Below are 19,295 nucleotides of genomic sequence, written 5' to 3' on the forward strand. Positions count from 1 at the left end.
AGCACAAATGATTTAGATGCGCCAATCTCACATAGTGAATGCCGATTCCTGCAGAGATTTTTAGTATTTGAGCTGGTAATTCAACAAAAATCGATTTTTGCACAGCTTCAGGCAACATCTTCGGCATTGGTTTGCCGGATAATAAAGAGTAATAATGTATGAGTTTTCGGAGGTTGGCATGTCATTGCGCGATAATCAACTGGATACGTTGCAAGTAGGCGAAAAAAGCGTTGATTATTATCGAATCTCGGATTTGCCGGGAATCGAGCATTTGCCGTATTCGCTTAAAGTGCTTGTCGAGAATCTGGTTCGCCGCATCGACGGTGTTAATGTTACCGAGGATCAGGTAAACCGTTTGCTTCAATGGGACCCTGAGGCGCAGCCTTGTCACGAGATAGAATTCGGTCCGTCTCGCGTGATGATGCAGGACTTCACCGGTGTGCCATGCGTCGTTGATCTGGCCACCATGCGTGATGCGGTCGCGAAACTCGGTGGCAATCCGGAAGTGATTAATCCACAAGTTGAAGCCGATATGGTCATCGATCATTCCGTGCAGATCGATGAGTACGGTGTAGTCGATGCAGTGGCTCGCAACATGGACCGAGAATATGAGCGCAATGGCGAGCGTTATCGCTTCCTGCGCTGGGGGCAGCAAGCTTTTGAAAACTTCCGTGTGGTGCCCCCTGGAACTGGTATTATCCACCAGGTCAACATCGAATACCTGGCTAAGGTCGTTATGACCAAGGCGGGGGATCGGGGTCGTGATCTTGTCTATCTCGACTCTTGCGTTGGTACCGATTCTCATACCACCATGGTCAACGGGCTCGGCATACTCGGTTGGGGTGTCGGTGGCATCGAGGCTGAGGCTGCCATGCTTGGTCAGCCCATTTCGATGCTCGTTCCGCGTGTAGTTGGTTTTAAACTCATCGGTTCCATGCCCGAAGGTGTCACCGCCACCGACGTGGTGCTTACCATCACGCAGATGTTGCGTGAGCATGGCGTGGTTGGCAAGTTTGTCGAATTCTATGGTGACGGTTTGGCTTCAGTGCCATTGGCCAATCGTGCCACCATCGGCAATATGAGTCCTGAGTTCGGCTCGACGTGCGGCATTTTCCCGATTGATCAGGTCACCCTTGATTACCTGAGACTCACTGGCCGCAGTGAAGAGCAGATTGCCTTGGTCGAAGCCTATGCCAAGGCCAATCGTCTGTGGGGGGATACGCACAGCCCCGATTATGTCGAACCGGAATATTCGGAATATATGGAGCTTGATCTGAATACGGTCGTTCCGTCTATCGCAGGTCCCAAACGTCCGCAGGATCGCATCAGCCTCAATGAGGCCAAGGCGGGCTTCGAGAAAGCTTTGCCTGATTACGAGACAACGAGCACCAATCAGAATCCGGTGCCAGTGAGCACTTCCTTCCGTGGCGACTTCGAAATTACGAACGGAGACGTCGCCATCGCCTCCATCACCAGTTGCACCAACACCTCGAATCCTTCGGTGATGATTGCTGCAGGTTTGCTTGCGCGTGCTGCGCGAGAGCACGGCCTCAAACCGAAGCCATGGGTCAAAACCTCATTGGCTCCGGGTTCGCAGGTTGTTGCGGATTATCTTAAGAAGTCCGGTTTGCAGGAAGATCTCGACGCGTTGGGCTATGAGTTAGTTGGTTTCGGCTGCACCACCTGTATCGGCAACTCCGGCCCGTTGCTTCCTGAAATCTCGGCGGCGGTCAATGACAACGACTTGACTATGGTCTCGGTGCTTTCCGGCAATCGTAACTTTGAAGGGCGCATCAGCCCCGACGTTAAGATGAATTATCTTGCCTCCCCGCCTCTCGTTATTGCCTACGCGATTGCAGGCACGCTTGATTTTGATTTCGAAACGCAACCGCTGGGGACAGATAGCACAACAGGTAGTGATGTTTTCCTGCGTGATATCTGGCCTTCCAACGAGAAGGTGGCCGAGGTCGTTTCGGAGTCCGTGACTCGCGAGATGTTCGTGCATGATTACGCTGATGTTTTCAAAGGCGACGAACGTTGGCGGTCGCTTGATGTACCGGAAGGGGACCGATTCTCTTGGGATCCTAATTCGACGTATGTGCGCCGGCAGATCTTCTTCGACGATATGAGTGCCGAACCGCAACCAGTCGAGGATGTGCATGGCGCCCGGGTCTTGGCATTGCTTGGCGATTCGGTGACCACCGATCATATTTCACCGGCTGGAGCGTTCCCGGCGTCCAGCCCTGCCGGCATCTATCTACAGGAACGGGGTATAGAACCTCAAGGCTTCAATTCGTACGGTTCTCGTCGAGGCAACCATGAAATTATGGTGCGGGGAACGTTCGGCAACATCCGACTCAGGAACCAGCTTTTCGCTTCGGTTGGCGAGGAGGTGCGACCCGGAGGATTCACATATGATTTTGTTAGTGATAAGCCTTCCACGATTTTCGATGCCTCGCTCGATTATCGGAAGGCAGACATTCCGTTGGTTGTGCTGGCGGGTTCCGAATACGGCACTGGCTCCTCGCGCGACTGGGCTGCCAAGGGCACGGTGATGTTAGGAGTTAGAGCCGTCATTGCTCGCAGTTTCGAGCGCATCCATCGTTCCAATCTGATTGGCATGGGTGTTCTGCCTTTGCAATTTCCCGAAGGCCAGTCGGTTGAATCGCTGGGATTGGATGGTACGGAAACCTTTGATTTCCTAGGAATTGAGGCGCTTAATAGCGGGGTTACGCCGGAAACGGTCCATGTTGTTGCCGCCAGGCCGGATACATATGGTAAACCCGCCAAAGTGACTGAGTTTGATGCGAAGGTGCGTATCGATACCCCAGGTGAGGCCGAGTATTATCGTAACGGCGGCATTCTTCAGTACGTCCTTCGCCGATTGATGCAGTAGGATTGTGCCTGAAAGTTGACTGACGCTTCTTTTGCAAGGACATGTTTTTCCATTCCTGATGAAGCGTCAGTTGATTGAAGCCTTAAAGGTCAGCCCGTTCGACGATTCTGCTGAGCAGTACGCGGTTGACGTTGAGTTTGGTGCACGCATTCGAAAGTTCCGTTTTGACCGTACGTTCAGAAATAAACATGTCCTTGGCGATTTCTGCGTTCGAAAGTCCTTCGGCTGCAAGTGTTGCGGCTTTTAGTTCGCGCTCGCCAAGACCCTGCAGCAACGTTCGGGCTTCATCGCGACGTGAGCGAAAACGGTTCTTTTCGAGGTCGTTGAGCAGTTGCCGTTGACTGTCTGTGTTGAATTGAGGTGTTCCCAGACACACCTCTTTGATGCAGTTAACGATGTTTTCGGCCGGATCGGTTTTCGAAACAAACCCTTCGGCCCCCGCTTCGATTGCACGCTGGATTGTACTCGAGGGGCTGAGCGCGGTCAGAATCAATACGTGGGGCCGTGGAGTCAGTTTGAGTAACCGCCGTGTCGCTTCGATGCCGTCCATTTCAGGCATGTCGATGTCCATCAGCACTACGTCGGGATGCTCCTGTTTGGCATGTTCCAATGCCTGGATGCCATTGGTTGCAGTGAACAACGCCTGTATCGACCCATTAGAGGATTCGGTAAGAATCATGCCCAGAGTCTGGCAAATCAGCGGGTCATCGTCGATGACGCTGACGGTAATCGGCTTCTCAGAACCGCTGTCGTTGCTTTTTCCCTCATTCATGGTTGCAATTCTAGCGAATGGTCGTTCGCAGGGCGGGTTGCGGTGTCGTACGTTGTTCTCGAATGATGTTTTGCGTGACAGGTGCATGGTATTTGAGTCCGGTCATTAGCCATTATTTACCAACCCAAGGCAGTGCCACTTCAAGGTTGAATTGCCTGCGCTTATCAAGACCGTATGCACAGTTGCCTCCGGCCGTTCGCACACGGCCTTTGAGGCCCGTAAGTCCGGCCCCGCCGCCCTGCGAAGAGCCGGTTTCTGCGTTTTGCGCGGTCTTGTTAATCAGATGAACATGGATACCGGTTTCCGGTCGTGCCGTTACTTCCAAGGAAACCGGTTCGTTCGGGGCATGCTTGCGCGCATTTGTCAGTCCTTCTTGAATGGCGCGATAGGCGACTTTGCCGATACTCTCATTCAACTCACTAAGCTGTTGGATATCGATCCAGGTCGACAGGCGTACCCCGTTGTCCGTTGAAGAGGCCAGCAACTCTTCAAGAGATGATCGGCTGAGGGAAGTCTCATCAGTCGCTTCGAGCGCAGTCACAGCTGCCTGCGGATCACGCAACATGTCGATGACAGTATGCGCCTCATTGACCGCTTGGGCTGCTTGGTTGCGTATTTGTTCTGATTCCCGATTCGTTTGATCGGCCAATTTCATGAGTGTCTCGTCGATGTCTGTTGTCTGATTGGAGCGTGCAAGTTGTGCCAGTTTTCCCGTCTGTATGGTCAACGCGTTGGCATTAAGCGCGATCAGAGAAAGAGTGTGGGCTAACGTATCATGGGCTTCGGCAGCAATGGCATCGGATAATTGTTGATTGCTCAGGCTTGTTTGGAGATGATCCGCATGGTCTTGTGCGGCGTTGGCTTTCAGGGTTTCCGCCCTGAGGTTGGCGCGAGAGCGGATGTGCAAACCAACGAGAGTCGCGATAAGAACGCTGATGAGTGCCGCAATGACGGCGGTAATGCGCATGGTGGTGATGCTGGAAGCCAGAACGATGGGATCGTGCGCCACGTCTGCACGCGGTTTGGCAAAAAGCGTGGCCCATACCGAGTTCTTCAGCGGTTGGAATGTGTCACGCAGCTGAGCGAAAACGGCGACGATGGCAGCGAGAATGATTATACCTGTCGAATGTCGGTGTTCCGATCTCCTTGCCAGTAGAGAACTTAGCGCCATCGTCGAGATGATTGAGTCGAACGGGAAGATCAATACCAGCAAACAGGTGATGAAGAAGACGCATTCCGGGTATTTCGAGCGTGCCAAAAAAATGAACCCCACAGCGAATGAGAGCAGCATCGACAGGACACCGCAGATGGATCCCAGTCCGCCTTGTTTGATCGCGCTGTTTGTCACATAGGATGTTTCGATCAGACACATCGCATCTGCGCAGATAATCATGGCCACGCTGTACCACCATTTGGTGTCTACGTCCACAATCGCTGTATCGTCATCCAATTGAATGCCGCAATGGGAAAGCAGGCGGTGCACGGTGGCTATGAAAGAGGTCATAGCGTCATTCTATGAGATGGTGGACGACGATGCCATGGGGCGTTCGGGTCGAAAATCCATAAAAAATTGCCCGTTCGGGCGACGAAATTTGTCTGTTGGTCCAATAGAATAATTTGTGACAATGGAAGATAATGAATTCCAAGGCGTCGGCAGGGCTGTTTCGTACTCATTGTCCTGCGTGCACCCGTCATTTATCAGAGCAAATAGAGAAGAGGGTATCGTGCCAGATTCACCACAACCTTATGAAGGGCAACCACAGTATGAAGGGAAAGGAGCCAATGCGGCGTATGGCAATCCGCGGTCTTCCTCGTCCCGGTCCGATATCGATTCGTTGGGTACACCCGTCCCGACTCCGACAAACGGCGGTCAACCAACGTCGAACTATCGGGGGCGTGGTGGTGACAAGCCCGAACGGCTGTCTGCCGGTGGCGTCACCGCACTTGTTTTGGGCATCATCGGTACGGTATTGAGCTTTATACCCATCGTCAACAACCTTGCAGCGATTTTGGGCGTTATTGGTCTTGTGTTTGGTATCGTCGGATTCGTCGGCGTTCGTAAAGGCAAAAAGCGTGGCAAGGGGATTACAATCGCCGGTATTGTGTTGAGCGTAATCGCTATCGTCATCACCCTGGTCATGCAATCGGCCACCGGCAAGGCATTGGATTCTGCCTCCAAAGGAGATTCCTCATCTTCATCCCAGTCGCAGTCTGTCGGCAAGCAAAATGCCGGGCAGTCGAAGCCGGATTCAAAACCTTCGACGGACAAGCAGGATACCGAAGGGGATTTGGGGAGTGCTCATGTAAAGATCGAATCCGCCGTTCGTAGTGGCAATGACTACAACAACGCGAAAACTGTTTTGGTGACGTATCAATGGACGAATAACAGTGACAAGAACCAGGCATTTGGTACCTTGCTCAGCGCGAAAGCGTTCCAGAATGGTCAGGAACTGGATATGGCCATCTACACGCAGGCTCCGCAAGGCTATGATTCTCAGTCATATTTGGCCCAGCTTCAGCCCGGTGCGCAAGGCAACGTAACGGTCGGTTACGTGCTCAAGGATGATTCACCGGTCACTGTGGAAGTCGATGACCTATTTTCCGCGAAAGGCAAAGCCAAGGTCACGCATATCTATGACCTGTAAATAGATACAGCAAAGGCCGGTCGATAATCTATTCTTGGTTATCGGCCGGCCTTTGTCGTTAGGTTCAGTCGTCGTTGCTGCCGAAGAGTTGGAGCAAATAAAGGAACATGTTGACGAAGTCCAGATAGAGGTTCAGGGCGCAGATGATGGAGATGCGCTGGATCATCTGTGTGTCGCCCGACTGTTCAGCCATATCGAACATGGCCCGTGTCTGCTGGGCGTCGTACATCGTCAGACCTGCAAAGATGATTAGGCCCAAGGCCGCCGTGACCATGAGGGTTGTATGCGAAGGTGCGATGAACATCAAAATGATTTCACCCACCAACAGAACCAGCAGGGCTACCATGAGAATCGGACCGGCCTTAAGCATGTCTTTCTTGGTGGTCAGGGAAATCATCGTCAGCACAAAGAAGAACGCTACGCACAGACCGAGTGCGATGCCAATCGATGGCAGACTATAGGCCTCGAAAATGGAAGCGAGCGTAAATCCGGTCAACGCTGCGTAGACGTAGAACATCGTTCGCGCGGTGGCGACTTTCATTGTCTGGATCCGCACGCCAAGCATGACGGCAATGACCACCTGTACTACTGCCAAGCCGATCCAGCCCATCATTCCGGTGGTCATGAGGAACCGGTCGAGGGCACCTGTGACCTGCGTGATAACTGCTACCAGTGCGGTCAGCAGAAGACCGAGTGTCATTTCGCCGTAGGCCTGTGTGGTGGAGGTGTGACGCGCCCGTTCGAAGGAATAGACGGTTTGACCGTTCATGGTCATGGTCGGTGTTGCCGCTCCGGCGTAGGCATACCCTTGCTGCTGATATTGCGGCTGTGCGAAGGGCTGACCGTAGTTCGTCTGTTGGTCGGAGCCGTACATTGGATTTTGACTTTGTTCGTACTGGTTATATTGCTGCTGACCGTAGTTCTGTCCGTAGACTTGCCCGTTTGCAGTCGGGGGTTGACCATAATTTTGTCCGTAATTTTGACCGTTGATGGCTGCCGGCTGACCATATGGCTGCTGTGAGTTGTTGTTCTCAGGCCTGTTGGTAAAACCCATGCCTGCTCCTTCTATCGAGTACGATTGATAATTGGTGTTATGATTCAATAATAGCTAACGGCACTGGTAATTGGCTGAATGTGAACAATGAAGCCTTGGGCTATTCATCGTGTCGGTTGTGTGCCACTTCCCTGCTGAAAGTCGATAATCGGGCTTCTGTGGGGAAACTGAGTCGGTAAACATGGAATGATCACCATATTTGGTGCTCCGCAGGGTTCATTCGACTAAGGCCTGGTCTGATCACATATTCGGGTCGAGTGCCTGTGAAGTCGGTGCTTCCTCTTGTTGGGGCGCCCCGTTGATGTCGCGGTGAATGTTCTGCATCTGCGTTTCGATGTTCTGCAGGCTGCGGGCGCAGTCAAGCAGTGTTTGTGAATGCTCGTTGAGTCTGGTGTCCGGCAAATCGGACTTGTAACGCAGTGCGTGCTCGAGGCTAGCCCAATAATCCATGGCGATGGTTCGGAACTGTACCTCGACCGGAGTGTAGTGCTCGCCGGTGGAAAGGAAAACGGGCACGGCGTAGATGACGTGCAGACTTCGATAACCATTCTGCTTCGGATTCTTGATATAATCCTTGACACGCAGCACCTGGATGTCGGACTGGCTGGACAGAAAGTTCGCCACGGAGTAGACGTCGTCGCGATAGTTACAGATCACGCGGATGCCGGCCACGTCAAACATGTTGTCGCGGATTGACTTGGTACGCATCGGCAGCTCACGACGTTTCAATTTGCCCAGAATCGAATTAACCGACTTGAGCCTGCGCTCCATGTGATGAATCGGGTCGTGGGCAAAGTGGACATGGAATTCGCTGTCCAAGACTTCAAGCTTGGTGCTGATCTCATACATCGCACCTTCATAGACCTGCATCATGTCGATGAACTCGGTGATTTCATCCGCCGGGAAGAGGGGTGTATCCGGGTTATCGTTATTGCCGTCCTGCACGACTTTTTCAAGCCTTGTCTGAATCTCAGCAGTGTTGATGCGTTCGTGTCGATCAAGTATCACGCTTCCCATCCTAATCAGAGCTGTCTATTTCATGTTGGATTCATTCAAGGTTTACGCAAGTCGCGGGCGGTACCGGCCTATACAATCGCGAGTAACGGATTGAACGGTTGTTTCAGAAGAAGGTGTATCTATGGAAGCGAATGACGTCGCGCCCCGCGTCGTTTCCATTATCGGCCCTACCGCCTCGGGCAAAACGAGTTTGGGAATTGCTTTGGCGCGTAAGTTCGCGCAGGCTGGAGAGTCGGCCGAGATAGTCAATGCAGATGCCTACCAGATGTACCGAGGTATGGATATCGGCACCGCCAAAGCAAGTGAGGCCGAGCGGTCCGCCGTTCCCCATCACCTGCTGGATGTCATCGATCCCAATCAGGCCATGAGTGTTGCAATGTTCCAGAAGCTTGCACGTAAGGAGATCGCTCGACTGCAGACAAGAGGAGTGCGTCCGGTCCTTGTCGGAGGTTCCGGTTTGTATGCACGTGCCGTGCTTGACGACATCTCTTTTCCCGGCACTGACCGGGAGGTGCGCTCGCGTTTGGAGGATCGTCAGAATGCCGAAGGTACCGGGGTTTTGTACCAAGAGCTTAAACGTGTGGACCCGGAAGCGGCAAAGCGCATGGATCCTCACAATCCTCGACGTATCATTCGTGCCCTTGAGGTTATTGCCGTTACCGGACGCCCGTATTCCGCGAGCTTGCCGCGTTACCATTACGTCATGCCTTGTGTGCAGATCGGCCTTGACCTGCCTCGTGAGGAACTTGATCGGCGTATCGATATGCGTACTTCGCAGATGCGTGAGCAAGGTTTTGTTGATGAAGTGCGGCGCATCCGTCCGATGTTGGGTGTTACGGCCTCGCGGGCGCTGGGTTACTCGCAGATTGAGTCCCATCTTGATGGTGTGATGAACGAGGACGAGGCGTTCGCCGACATCGCACAAAAGACGAAACGTCTGGCCCGTAAGCAGATGGGATGGTTCGGTCGCGATCCTCGCATCCACTGGTTGAATGCGCTTGACGATCATTTGCTCGACAAGGCTTATGATGTCGTCTCCCGTGCCGATTGCGGCGAATACGACAAGACTGACGCCGAGACTGATGGCAAGCAAGTCATCCATCATTTGGGTGATGTTGCCGATGAATCATAGCGACGAGAAATTACTTTCGGCCGAACGGTGAATGTAAACCATCGACTTTGGTCACGCTTGATTACCATCGATTTGGTAATTGCTTTGGGCATGCGTCTTATCGGTGCGTGCAATTTTGCAGGATGTATAGCTGTTGTGTGTCTGAGATGCCAGAGGGAGGGGTTTGAAGTAAAATCACCCTTGTTATGGCACGTAAAACTCAGAGAGACACTAACACCAACACGAAAACCCGTCGCAGCAAGTCGAGCGGGTCTGCTTCGGATAAGGGTGACGAGGCAACCAAGGTCATGCCGCCTGCCGCGGAGTCGTTTGTTGAACGGCATGCAACCCTATGCCGTGTAGCCTGCTGTTTCGCGTTGGTGATATTGGCCATCATGTTTTGTGCTTCCGAATGGTTCCATGTCGATGGTTTCCTAAGTCGTTGGTTGCACCTGGTCGCAGCAGGGCTCTTCGGTGTAATGAGTGTCGTTCTGCCGATTTTTCTGTTGGTCATGGCCTATCAGGTGCTGCTCAGCCCGGCCAAGCACAAACGGAATGCTCGTCTTATAGTTGGATGCACGATGCTATTTTGGTCGATTTGTTCAATTATCGATGCCTCCGGTACGTCATCCTCTTCCGGCTTCGACATGGAAGTGCTGCGCGGCTCGGGCGGGTTGCTTGGTTTTGTACTCGGTTCGCCTCTGGCTTGGGGACTTTCCAGCGTATTTGCTGTTGCCATTTTCGTAGTCTTAGCCATTTTTTCCGTGCTGCTTATCGCCAGGGTTGATATTACGAAGATTCCCGATCGGTTTCACGATTGGTCGGAACGGCGATATAACGCTGATGTTTCCGAAGGGCGGGACGCTGACGAAACAGCTTCTTTGAATGAGCGGTTCCCCAATGAAGTACGCTTTGGTGATGAAACGTTGGAACTCGCTCCTGGAGTCCCTGCGCACGATGGTAGTGATGACGCCATGGCAGATGATGCCTCGCGGTCGCGTAAGGGCAGTATTGGGGCATTCTTTTCGCGCGTGTTCAGACATCCCGGCGGGAATGACAACAGAGAGGGGCTGGATCGATACGCTGGTGATGAAGCGTTTGATCGCGCTGCCGATCTTAACGGGCATACGGGTGAAACCGGGATTCTCGATCATGGTTCCCGGGAGATGGTCGATCTTATAACCGGTGAACTTCAAAGCGTTGCCGACGATGTTGAGCCTGCTGTTTCGGCACCTGCCGATATGACAGATTTCGGTGAGAACGGGGAAGTTGCAGGAACCTCGGTCTTACCGGTTGGCGGTCAACCCGATGCCGCCGCTGCTTGCGGTGTCCAAGATCACGACTCCGGTGTGGGGCAGCAATCTGTGCTTGATGGACCTGATCCGTGGGCCGCGGTTGGGCAGGACGGTGGCGCAACGCAACCTGTGGCTCCGGTAGTTAAAGGTATTGTGGGAGGAGCGGCGAATATTGCCGCCTCGGTCGCCAATGACGCCGGTGAATTGAATGCGGGTGATCAGTCCAACGATGACGAAGACGGCGGGAACGACAAGCCGTACCAGCTTCCAAGCCTCGATATCCTCGCCAAAGGTAAGCCGCATCTGGCTCGCACTCAAGCCAATGACAATGTCATCAAGGCCTTGACAGCAACGTTCAATCAGTTCGGTGTGGACGCCAAGGTCGTCGGTTTCCTCCGGGGTCCCTCGGTTACGCAATATGAGGTCGAACTGGGGCAGGGTGTCAAGGTGGAAAAGGTCACCAATCTGCAGCGCAATATCGCCTATGCCGTGGCAAGTTCTGATGTGCGTATTCTTTCCCCGATTCCGGGCAAGTCGGCAATAGGCATCGAGATTCCCAATGTTGACCGTGAGATTGTTCATCTGGGTGACGTTTTGCGTAGCGACAAGGCCATGAATGATTCGAACCCGATGCTTGCGGGTGTGGGCAAAGACGTCGAAGGTCATTTCGTTACCGCCGATCTTGCCAAGATGCCGCATCTTCTTGTTGCCGGCGCTACTGGAAGCGGTAAGTCCAGCTTTATCAACTCCATGCTTACTTCGTTGATTATGCGTGCCACTCCTGATCAGGTGCGCTTGATTATGGTTGATCCCAAGCGCGTGGAACTGTCAGCATACGCCGGGATTCCGCATCTGCTCACCCCGATTATTACCGATCCGAAGAAGGCCGCGCAGGCGTTGGAATGGGTTGTTCAGGAGATGGATGCCCGTTACGACGACTTGCAGTATTTCGGATTTCGGCATATCAAGGATTTCAACAAGGCCGTGAAGGCTGGCAAGGTCCATGCGCCGCTCGGTTCAAAACGCAAGGTGGCTCCATATCCGTACATCGTTGTGGTTGTTGACGAGATGGCCGATTTGATGATGCTGGCCAAGAACGACGTTGAGAGTTCCATCCAACGCATCACGCAGCTTGCGCGTGCGGCTGGCGTTCATCTGGTCCTGGCCACCCAGCGTCCTTCTGTCGACGTCATTACGGGCCTGATCAAGGCCAATATCCCCTCACGTCTGGCGTTCGCCACGTCTTCGGCTACGGATTCGCGAGTTATCCTCGATACCACGGGTGCCGAATCTCTGATTGGTCAGGGTGACGCGCTGTTTCTGCCGATGGGTTCCGCCAAGCCTGTTCGTGTTCAGGGCTCCTGGGTGGGAGAGTCCGAGATTCGAAAGGCGGTCGAATTCGCCCGTGCCCAGCGCAAGCCGCATTATCGCGAGGATATTGAGCAGATGGCCAAAAAAGCGGAAGAGCAGGAAGCTCATCCGGACGAGGAAATCGGCGACGATATGGATACGCTGCTCGAAGCCGCCAAACTGGTGGTTACCACGCAGTTCGGTTCCACGTCAATGCTTCAGCGCAAGTTGCGCATCGGCTTCGCCAAGGCCGGTCGCATGATGGATCTGTTGGAGTCTCGCGGGGTGGTTGGCCCCTCCGAAGGCTCCAAGGCCCGAGAGGTGCTTATTCAGCCACAGGATTTGGGCCAGGTACTTGATTTCATTCAAGGCAAGACCAGTTCCGTTTCGTCGTCGGAAGCTAAGGATGACGACGAAATCGCATAAAAGGTTGAGGTATCGGCTAGTGCTATGGTATTTGGTGTGCAACAAGAAAATGGAAAGAAATCGCTTTTGGGCGGATGGAACAGCCCGCCGAATTTGGTGACGTATGCTCGCATCGTTCTGATGCTGGTGTTTTTATGGCTTGACATCATGGCAGGTCCGTGGGGTCAGAAGGATCCTCAGTTCCGTTTCGCTGCCGCTGTGCTGTTCATCGTGGCTGCCTCGACGGATAAGCTTGATGGCTGGATGGCTCGGACCTTTAACCAAGTTACGGAACTCGGCAAGTTAATGGATCCGATTGCAGACAAACTCTTGATTTGCTCCGCGCTTGTTGTCGCTTCGGTGTTCGGAGAAGTGCAGTGGTGGGTCACCGCTTTGTTCCTTATTCGGGAGATAGCCGTTACTGCCATGCGTTTCCTTGTCATCGATTCGGGCGGGAAAGTCATTGCCGCCGATAAGGCGGGTAAGTACAAGACCCTCACCCAGTGCATAGGACTGGGTATGTTGATAATGCCGGTGTGGGTTTTTTCCGGGCAAATCAGCAACCCAGCTCGGGTGGCTTTCTCGGGTGGTGGCTTGGCTTTTTCTCATCTTGGGGTGGGTGTACCCACTTGGTGGTTTTGCTATTACGGTTTGGCCAGTTTGATTATCAAAATTGCTTTGATTCTTTGTCTGTATTCCGGCTATATTTACATCCGCAATGTTTTGCGAGCAAGGAAATCCGCGTGAATCGTTTGCCTAATCGGCCCCAAAGTCGTTGCTATGCAATAGTGGCGATTTTGGGGCCGTTTGTTATATGAAACAAGTATGCGGTATTGCTGCTCTGGTGAAAGGCGGGAAAATGAATCGCTATAAAGAAACGTCGGACGGCTTATCCTGCTCCATACAGGATATGCAGGGGTTGATTTTCAGCGGAACTGTTGATGCCGTTCAGAACGATTGTGATGTGTTGGCTGCGACCATTCTCGAGATGGCCAGGGCAAAAGGATGGAAAATTGCGGCCGCCGAGTCGTTGACTGCAGGTTTGCTGGCAGATGCCTTCGTTCGTATTCCGGGGGCTTCGGATGTGTTCCTTGGTTCTGCGGTAACCTACGATATCAACGCCAAGGCGAGTGTTCTTGGGGTTGATGCGGATTTGCTGCGAACCGAGGGTGCGGTGCATCCTGAGGTAGCTCGTCAAATGGCTTTTTGTGCGGTTCGGCGTTACGATCAGCTGCAATATGATGGTCATATCCTGGGTCTCTCTACCACCGGTGTGGCGGGCCCTGGCCCAGATGCGGGAAAGCCGGCGGGGCTTGTTTATGTCGGTGTCAGCGCTCCGACACATATCGCTGGCGGTTCTCGGGAAACAGTTGCGGTGAAGCTGCATCTTTCGGGCACAAGAGAGGAGATCCGGCACCTTTCTGTGCTGAATGCATTGAGGGCAGTGACGGAGCTCACACTTTCATTAGGGGAATAAACGTCGACGCTACGCTGTTGAAGAAATTGTAATGAGAACAGCAATAAGGCAGAGAGGGGTGGCGTGATGGAAACGATGACTCGACGACAGGAGCAGAAGGCAATGAACACGCTTGCAACAGAGACCGCAAGTCCGAGCACTGCGCGCAACAGGGACTTAACCCCTGCCCAGCGCCGCGCTGTAGCGTTTGCGCAACAACAGGTGCTGAAGGCTTGCGCCGCAAAAAAGGCGAAAGACGAGCGCCAGGCAGTACTCAATCGGATTTGGCAGGAGGAAGACGCCGAGCAGTCGAAGCCGAGGGCTGCCTCGCGCAAGCGTGACGTCGAGGGTGAGAGCAGGGATATTTCCTTGCGTGAGGCAATCGGTCATGTACTGCGCGATTTACGTACTCGCGACCACAAGACCTTGCGTGAGGTTAGTGAAAAGGCTGGTGTTTCATTGGGGTACCTTTCCGAAGTGGAGCGCGGTCAGAAGGAGGCTAGTTCCGAGTTGCTCGTATCCATTGCGGAATCTCTTGGATTGAGTATTTCGCAGATGTTGCGTATGGTTGCGGATTACCTTGATTACAACGAGGCGTAGTCACCCGTCTGTGTGTTTTATAGACATTGAAGGGTCCGTCGGTGATAAGCCGGCGGACCCTTTGCTGAAACGGGTGGGCTGGGTAGGTCGATATGTTACGTGGTTCGGATATGCTCATCCGTTATTCCGTTTCGCTGGTAGACTGGCGGCGTGAAGGAACGCGAATTTTGGCAATTGTTGGAAGAGGTGCTGGGCAGGTCGTACGGCCGTTCTGTGGCCCAGGACCAGGTATTGCCCTCGTTTGGTGGGATGACGGTGGTCGAAGCGCTGGCTGATGGTGTTGAGCCGCGTGTCGTATGGAATGTGCTGTGCGATGAACTTCAGATTCCAGATTCGCAGCGCTGGGGCAAGGATCATAATGCGCCACCCTTGCCGGCAAAATAGATGTGAAGTGGACACCTGTCAAAATGTGATATTCGAACAAATGTTCGCATGTGGTTCTATTATGGTGAAGGACAGCGAGAGTGAATTATCTGGGTTAGGGGTTCAAAAGACCTCGGTGTCAGAACGTGTGTTGAAGGGGAGGCGTTCGACCACATAACCCGATTCGGCTTGCACAAGTGACGGATTGCTCCATACTCTGATGAGTGCAGGAGCAAACATATAAGGAGAAGCATGACACAGCAATCAAAAACGGCGAAAGGTGCAAAGCCCAAAACCGATGAGGTTGAATCGGGCAACAGACGCAGCATCGATCCGCGCCGGCAGGCTGCGCTCGACACCGCCCTTAAGCAGGTTGAAAAGAACTTTGGTAAAGGTTCGGCAATGTGTCTTGGTGATAAGCCCGTTGAAGACGTCGAGGTTATTCCCACAGGTTCCTTGGCACTTGATATGGCACTTGGAATCGGCGGATTGCCGCGAGGTAGGATTGTCGAAATTTATGGACCTGAATCATCAGGTAAGACCACATTGGCGCTGCATGCAGTGGCGAATGCGCAAAAGAACGGCGGGGTAGCGGCTTATATTGATGCTGAACATGCACTTGACCCGGTTTATGCCAAGAAACTTGGCGTCGACACGGATTCCCTGATTATTTCTCAACCCGACAATGGTGAGCAAGCGCTTGAAATCGCGGATATGCTCGTGCGTAGCGGTGCGTTGGATGTTGTGGTTATTGATTCCGTGGCGGCTTTGGTGCCCAAAGCCGAAATTGAAGGGGAGATGGGTGACAGTCACGTGGGTCTGCAGGCTAGGCTTATGAGCCAGGCTCTGCGCAAGATGACCGGTGCGTTGTCCCAGTCCAACACCACCGCCATCTTCATCAACCAGCTACGTGAGAAGATCGGTGTTTTCTTCGGTAATCCGGAAACCACTACCGGCGGCAAGGCTCTGAAGTTCTATGCTTCGGTCCGTCTTGATATTCGTCGTATACAGACACTTAAGAATGGCGACGAAGCGGTTGGAAACCGCACTAAGGTCAAAATCGTCAAAAATAAGATGGCGCCGCCGTTTAAATTCGCTGAATTTGACATCCTTTACGGAGAGGGTATCTCCAAAGAAGGGTCGGTACTTGATATGGCTTTGGAATGTGGAGTCATCAAGAAGTCGGGCTCTTGGTTCACCTATGAGGGTGATCAGTTGGGGCAGGGACGTGAGAATGTCCGTCAGTTCCTTAAAGACAATCCGGCCCTTACCGATGAAATCGAGCGCAAGGTCAAAGTGAAGTATGGCCTGATTTCTGATGAATCCGAATCCGTTGATGAGGAAGGTGTGGATGCTTCGGATGTTGAATCGGAATCCAAAGCTTAAACGGGGCGATCCGGTTCATGATTAGTGCCGAAGAATTCTTGGAAGGCCGTCATCTGGCGATTCCTCAGGGGGAGGATGGCGGCCTTGATCCTCAGAGTGGTCAGGATGAGGTGCGCCGAGACGCTTCTGATTATCTTGACACATCGGATGATGTAGTTCCCCGACAGTACCACGACTCCAATGGTCGAGGGATTGAGACATCCGACCGAATCGATGCTGAGTGGGCGCATAAGAGCGGCAAGCGAGTCAACAGGACACGTACTCATGCAGTGCAGGTTTCAAGTAAATACACCAGTGGCTTTGGTGGGTGCACGGGCGAAGAGAGTGATGTTGCCTACAGATCAAATCGTAAAATGCGTGGCCGTGGAAAAGGAACGAGTGGCCATCGCAAATATCGTACGAATGCTCTGGTGAAACGGGTACCTGATGATCCATCAGATTTCGATGCATGTCGAGAAGCGGCATTGACGTTGCTCGACGCGTCGGCTCGTTCCTCCGGTGCACTAATTAAGAGGCTGGTTGATAAAGGCTATGATCCGGTTGTTGCGGAAGATGTCGTTGAACGTTTGATTCAGGTACACCTGATTGATGATGAGGAATATGCACAATCTGTCGTGCGTAGTTGCGCTGCAAGAATGATGGGTCTCCAAGGTGCCGTAATGGAGCTGAGACGCAAAGGTGTCGATGGTCGTTTAGCTCAGCGTGTTGCCTCTGAAGCTCAGAGCCAAGGTGTGTTTGAGGAAGCGGCTTGGCAACTGGGGCAAAAAGTCGCTGCTAAAACCCAAGGTATGGATCATGCCGTGCGACTGCGTCGTTTTTGGGGAGCTGGAGGACGTAAGGGACATAATCCTGAGACCTTGCGCCGTGTCGGTAATGAATGCTTTCGTGAGCTCTCCGAACATTGAATTGGGACCTCGTATACCCCGGGTTTTGTCGCGTGTTTTCATGCGGATGGCCATCCATCTCGACCTGAAGTTGCAGCCGGGCTCTAGCATCCTACCCGAGGCCGGGCGATCACCCCCTTGCCTTGCGAACGCCATGGCGTGTCTTCTGCTTGGCCTTGCTCCCGATGAGGCTTGTCTTGCGGCCGACTGTTATCAGAGGTCCAATAGTGTACGTGATGGAGACATGATCGTGGAATCAACATTGGGCTGGTCTTGGATGCTTCGAAAACCCTTATATTCTGACTTTTGTGGATGGAACTTATTGTGATTTAAATGGGGTATTGATGCCTGCAAGGATAAGGGAACGATTACGCAACTGTTATGAAACGGAATAAACTGTCTGTATCGGCGTTTAGTGGCAAATCGCGTAAACGTCAAGAAAGACTTTCTGCCTTGATATTGCAGTAACGATGCTGATGGCAGATATGAATATTGTCGATCGCTAGTACGTTTCTTTGTGGCTAGCCGCTCTCCGATGAAAGTGTCAACACCTGCTTTGAGGGGTTTTCTTTTGGGGAAGCAAACTGTGAAGATAGTTCATTGCATTACAATTTGATAATTCTGCTATTGTAGTGAATCGATGGAAATGCTGATCGGTTTTTTGAACGGTATGGGATTAGGGCGTATGTCTAAAGTGGGAATGAACGTTCGAAGCGCAGAACCACGCATGTAGCATTCCGTAACGCCGTAGTGAAGATCTTTTGGTCGCAGCTGTTTGTGCTCCGATCTTGCCCTATGCGATGGTTCGTGGAGTGGATCGCGGGAGGGGGTAGTTTTCTTAGCGAGAATTCACCGTCGGGGCAATGTCCTCCATTGCCTCATTTCGAGCGAAAGACTTTCCGGATTTGGGGCAAACTGCACGTTTCGGTGACGCAGCGATGACCGTCAGGGATATAGGGGAGCCGCCTATGAGAATCTTTTGTCTATGTTGCTGATCAGCGCGACCCCGGTGAAGTTGATGACGGCACTGTTGCAGTGGAGACTTTCGCCGGCTCTTATGTAAAAAGGTCTCGCAGACACTGCTGAGTAGAGCGGTAACCTTGACTATGACGGAAGTGCTCCATCCGGTACCGCCTTGTTTAAACCTTCTTCTGAATTGGGTGCTTTCGTGTTTGGTTATGGAGTATGTGCCGTTAACGATTATGTTGTTGTCTCAGCAAAGCGGTCCCAACAGGTTTTTGTCTACAATTATTTTGGCGTTTTGCTGAGAATAATCGAGAAGCCGTCTGACGATATTCGCTATGAGGCTGACAATTTTGCCAAGTTCATTGTTCTTTAAGGTGATGAACTCCTCGGAGCTTCTAATTTCACTGTCGACGGCAATAAAGACGCAGGTATGGCCTTCAGATTGGATTTGTCGTTGCCGTCTTCAATTCCGACGCCAGCTCTAATTCTCAAAATGCCCCATCTGTTCAAGCGGGCGCTTTGGTGGGTCAGTCGCTTGCCATTGCGAAAAAACACTACGTGATTGGTGCTTCAGGCTACATGACTGCAGTTGGTGGAAAGGACTGCATCGTTGGTTTGCTTCAGGTGTTCTCGATGTCTGGAACATTGGTCGCCTTTGAGTGCAATCTGACTGTTGATGCGACAAAGGGGTCGTATCCCAATGTTGATGATGTCAGCGTTGAGGCTTTGGGGCGTTCAATGCCAAGAATGAAGATTGCTCGTTCGAAAATCCTGCTTCTGTGTTTGTCAGGCTTCTGTCGGTGGAGGGGTGAGACCTCGTATACCCCGGGTTTTGTCACGTGTTTCCACGCGGATGGCCATCCATCTCGACCTGACGTTGCCGTCAGGCTCTAGCAGCCTACCCGAAGGCCGGGCGAGCAACCCTTGCCATGGCAAACGCCATGACGTGCCTTCTGCTTGGCCTTGCTCCCGATGAGGCTTGCCTTGCGGCCGACTGTTGACGCCTGCAAGAACAGAAAAACGGTCGTGCGGTTGTTGTGAAATGTAATAAGCTGTTTGTATCGGGCGTCAGGTCTCAAATTGCATAAAGGTTAA

At 52.6% G+C, this 19,295-nt stretch carries 14 protein-coding genes; 10 read left to right on the forward strand and 4 right to left on the reverse strand.

Annotated features, from left to right (window positions below):
* Nucleotides 1-178: 178 nt before the first annotated feature.
* A complete protein-coding gene (gene acnA / locus GA0061077_RS01105; RefSeq protein WP_091847565.1) occupies nucleotides 179-2,896 on the forward strand; it encodes an aconitate hydratase AcnA in 2,718 nt (905 codons plus the stop codon).
* 82 nt (nucleotides 2,897-2,978) lie between these two features.
* On the opposite strand, the gene GA0061077_RS01110 is transcribed toward acnA, so the two are convergent.
* Together GA0061077_RS01110 and GA0061077_RS01115 are read right to left on the reverse strand one after the other, a co-directional pair.
* Nucleotides 2,979-3,668, reverse strand: a complete 690-nt coding sequence (locus GA0061077_RS01110) for a response regulator transcription factor (RefSeq protein ID WP_091847111.1) — start codon at nucleotides 3,666-3,668, stop codon at nucleotides 2,979-2,981.
* Between the two features lie 112 nt (nucleotides 3,669-3,780).
* Nucleotides 3,781-5,172, reverse strand: coding sequence for a sensor histidine kinase (locus GA0061077_RS01115; RefSeq protein ID WP_234696452.1), 1,392 nt, complete (start codon nucleotides 5,170-5,172; stop codon nucleotides 3,781-3,783).
* Nucleotides 5,173-5,293: 121 nt separating this feature from the next.
* On the opposite strand from GA0061077_RS01115, the gene GA0061077_RS01120 reads away from it, so the two are divergent.
* Entirely contained in the window at nucleotides 5,294-6,313 is a 1,020-nt protein-coding gene (locus GA0061077_RS01120; protein WP_091847113.1) for a DUF5067 domain-containing protein, read from the forward strand.
* Nucleotides 6,314-6,377: 64 nt separating this feature from the next.
* Here GA0061077_RS01120 and GA0061077_RS01125 read toward each other — a convergent pair whose 3' ends face one another.
* Both GA0061077_RS01125 and GA0061077_RS01130 read right to left on the reverse strand, forming a co-directional pair.
* The gene (locus tag GA0061077_RS01125) at nucleotides 6,378-7,187 is read right to left on the reverse strand and encodes a Bax inhibitor-1/YccA family protein (protein WP_091847567.1); all 810 of its coding nucleotides are present in this window, start codon (nucleotides 7,185-7,187) and stop codon (nucleotides 6,378-6,380) included.
* A 420-nt stretch (nucleotides 7,188-7,607) separates the two neighbouring features.
* On the reverse strand, nucleotides 7,608-8,384 hold the full coding sequence (locus tag GA0061077_RS01130) for a GTP pyrophosphokinase (protein WP_183193159.1): 777 nt from the start codon (nucleotides 8,382-8,384) through the stop codon (nucleotides 7,608-7,610).
* Nucleotides 8,385-8,505: 121 nt separating this feature from the next.
* On the opposite strand from GA0061077_RS01130, the gene miaA reads away from it, so the two are divergent.
* From miaA to GA0061077_RS01170, 8 genes are all read left to right on the forward strand, one after another.
* A complete protein-coding gene (miaA, locus tag GA0061077_RS01135) occupies nucleotides 8,506-9,516 on the forward strand; it encodes a tRNA (adenosine(37)-N6)-dimethylallyltransferase MiaA (protein ID WP_091847115.1) in 1,011 nt (336 codons plus the stop codon).
* A gap of 185 nt (nucleotides 9,517-9,701) precedes the next feature.
* Nucleotides 9,702-12,566, forward strand: coding sequence for an FtsK/SpoIIIE family DNA translocase (locus GA0061077_RS01140; RefSeq protein ID WP_091847116.1), 2,865 nt, complete (start codon nucleotides 9,702-9,704; stop codon nucleotides 12,564-12,566).
* A 36-nt stretch (nucleotides 12,567-12,602) separates the two neighbouring features.
* Nucleotides 12,603-13,292 carry a CDP-diacylglycerol--glycerol-3-phosphate 3-phosphatidyltransferase gene (gene pgsA / locus GA0061077_RS01145; RefSeq protein WP_234696454.1) on the forward strand — a complete coding sequence of 230 codons (690 nt, stop codon included), beginning with the start codon at nucleotides 12,603-12,605 and terminating at the stop codon, nucleotides 13,290-13,292.
* A gap of 163 nt (nucleotides 13,293-13,455) precedes the next feature.
* Nucleotides 13,456-14,022, forward strand: coding sequence for a CinA family protein (locus GA0061077_RS01150; RefSeq protein ID WP_091847569.1), 567 nt, complete (start codon nucleotides 13,456-13,458; stop codon nucleotides 14,020-14,022).
* Nucleotides 14,023-14,088: 66 nt separating this feature from the next.
* Entirely contained in the window at nucleotides 14,089-14,601 is a 513-nt protein-coding gene (locus GA0061077_RS01155; protein WP_091847118.1) for a helix-turn-helix domain-containing protein, read from the forward strand.
* 150 nt (nucleotides 14,602-14,751) lie between these two features.
* A complete protein-coding gene (locus GA0061077_RS01160) occupies nucleotides 14,752-14,985 on the forward strand; it encodes a DUF3046 domain-containing protein (protein ID WP_091847119.1) in 234 nt (77 codons plus the stop codon).
* 231 nt (nucleotides 14,986-15,216) lie between these two features.
* On the forward strand, nucleotides 15,217-16,350 hold the full coding sequence (gene recA / locus GA0061077_RS01165; protein WP_091847120.1) for a recombinase RecA: 1,134 nt from the start codon (nucleotides 15,217-15,219) through the stop codon (nucleotides 16,348-16,350).
* 353 nt (nucleotides 16,351-16,703) lie between these two features.
* Nucleotides 16,704-17,255 (forward strand): regulatory protein RecX, encoded by a 552-nt coding sequence (locus tag GA0061077_RS01170; RefSeq protein WP_091847570.1) that lies wholly within the window; start codon nucleotides 16,704-16,706, stop codon nucleotides 17,253-17,255.
* Nucleotides 17,256-19,295 lie beyond the last annotated feature (2,040 nt).

Origin of the sequence: Bifidobacterium commune (assembly GCF_900094885.1) — a bacterium.
GTDB classification, from domain to species: Bacteria; Actinomycetota; Actinomycetes; order Actinomycetales; family Bifidobacteriaceae; genus Bifidobacterium; species Bifidobacterium commune.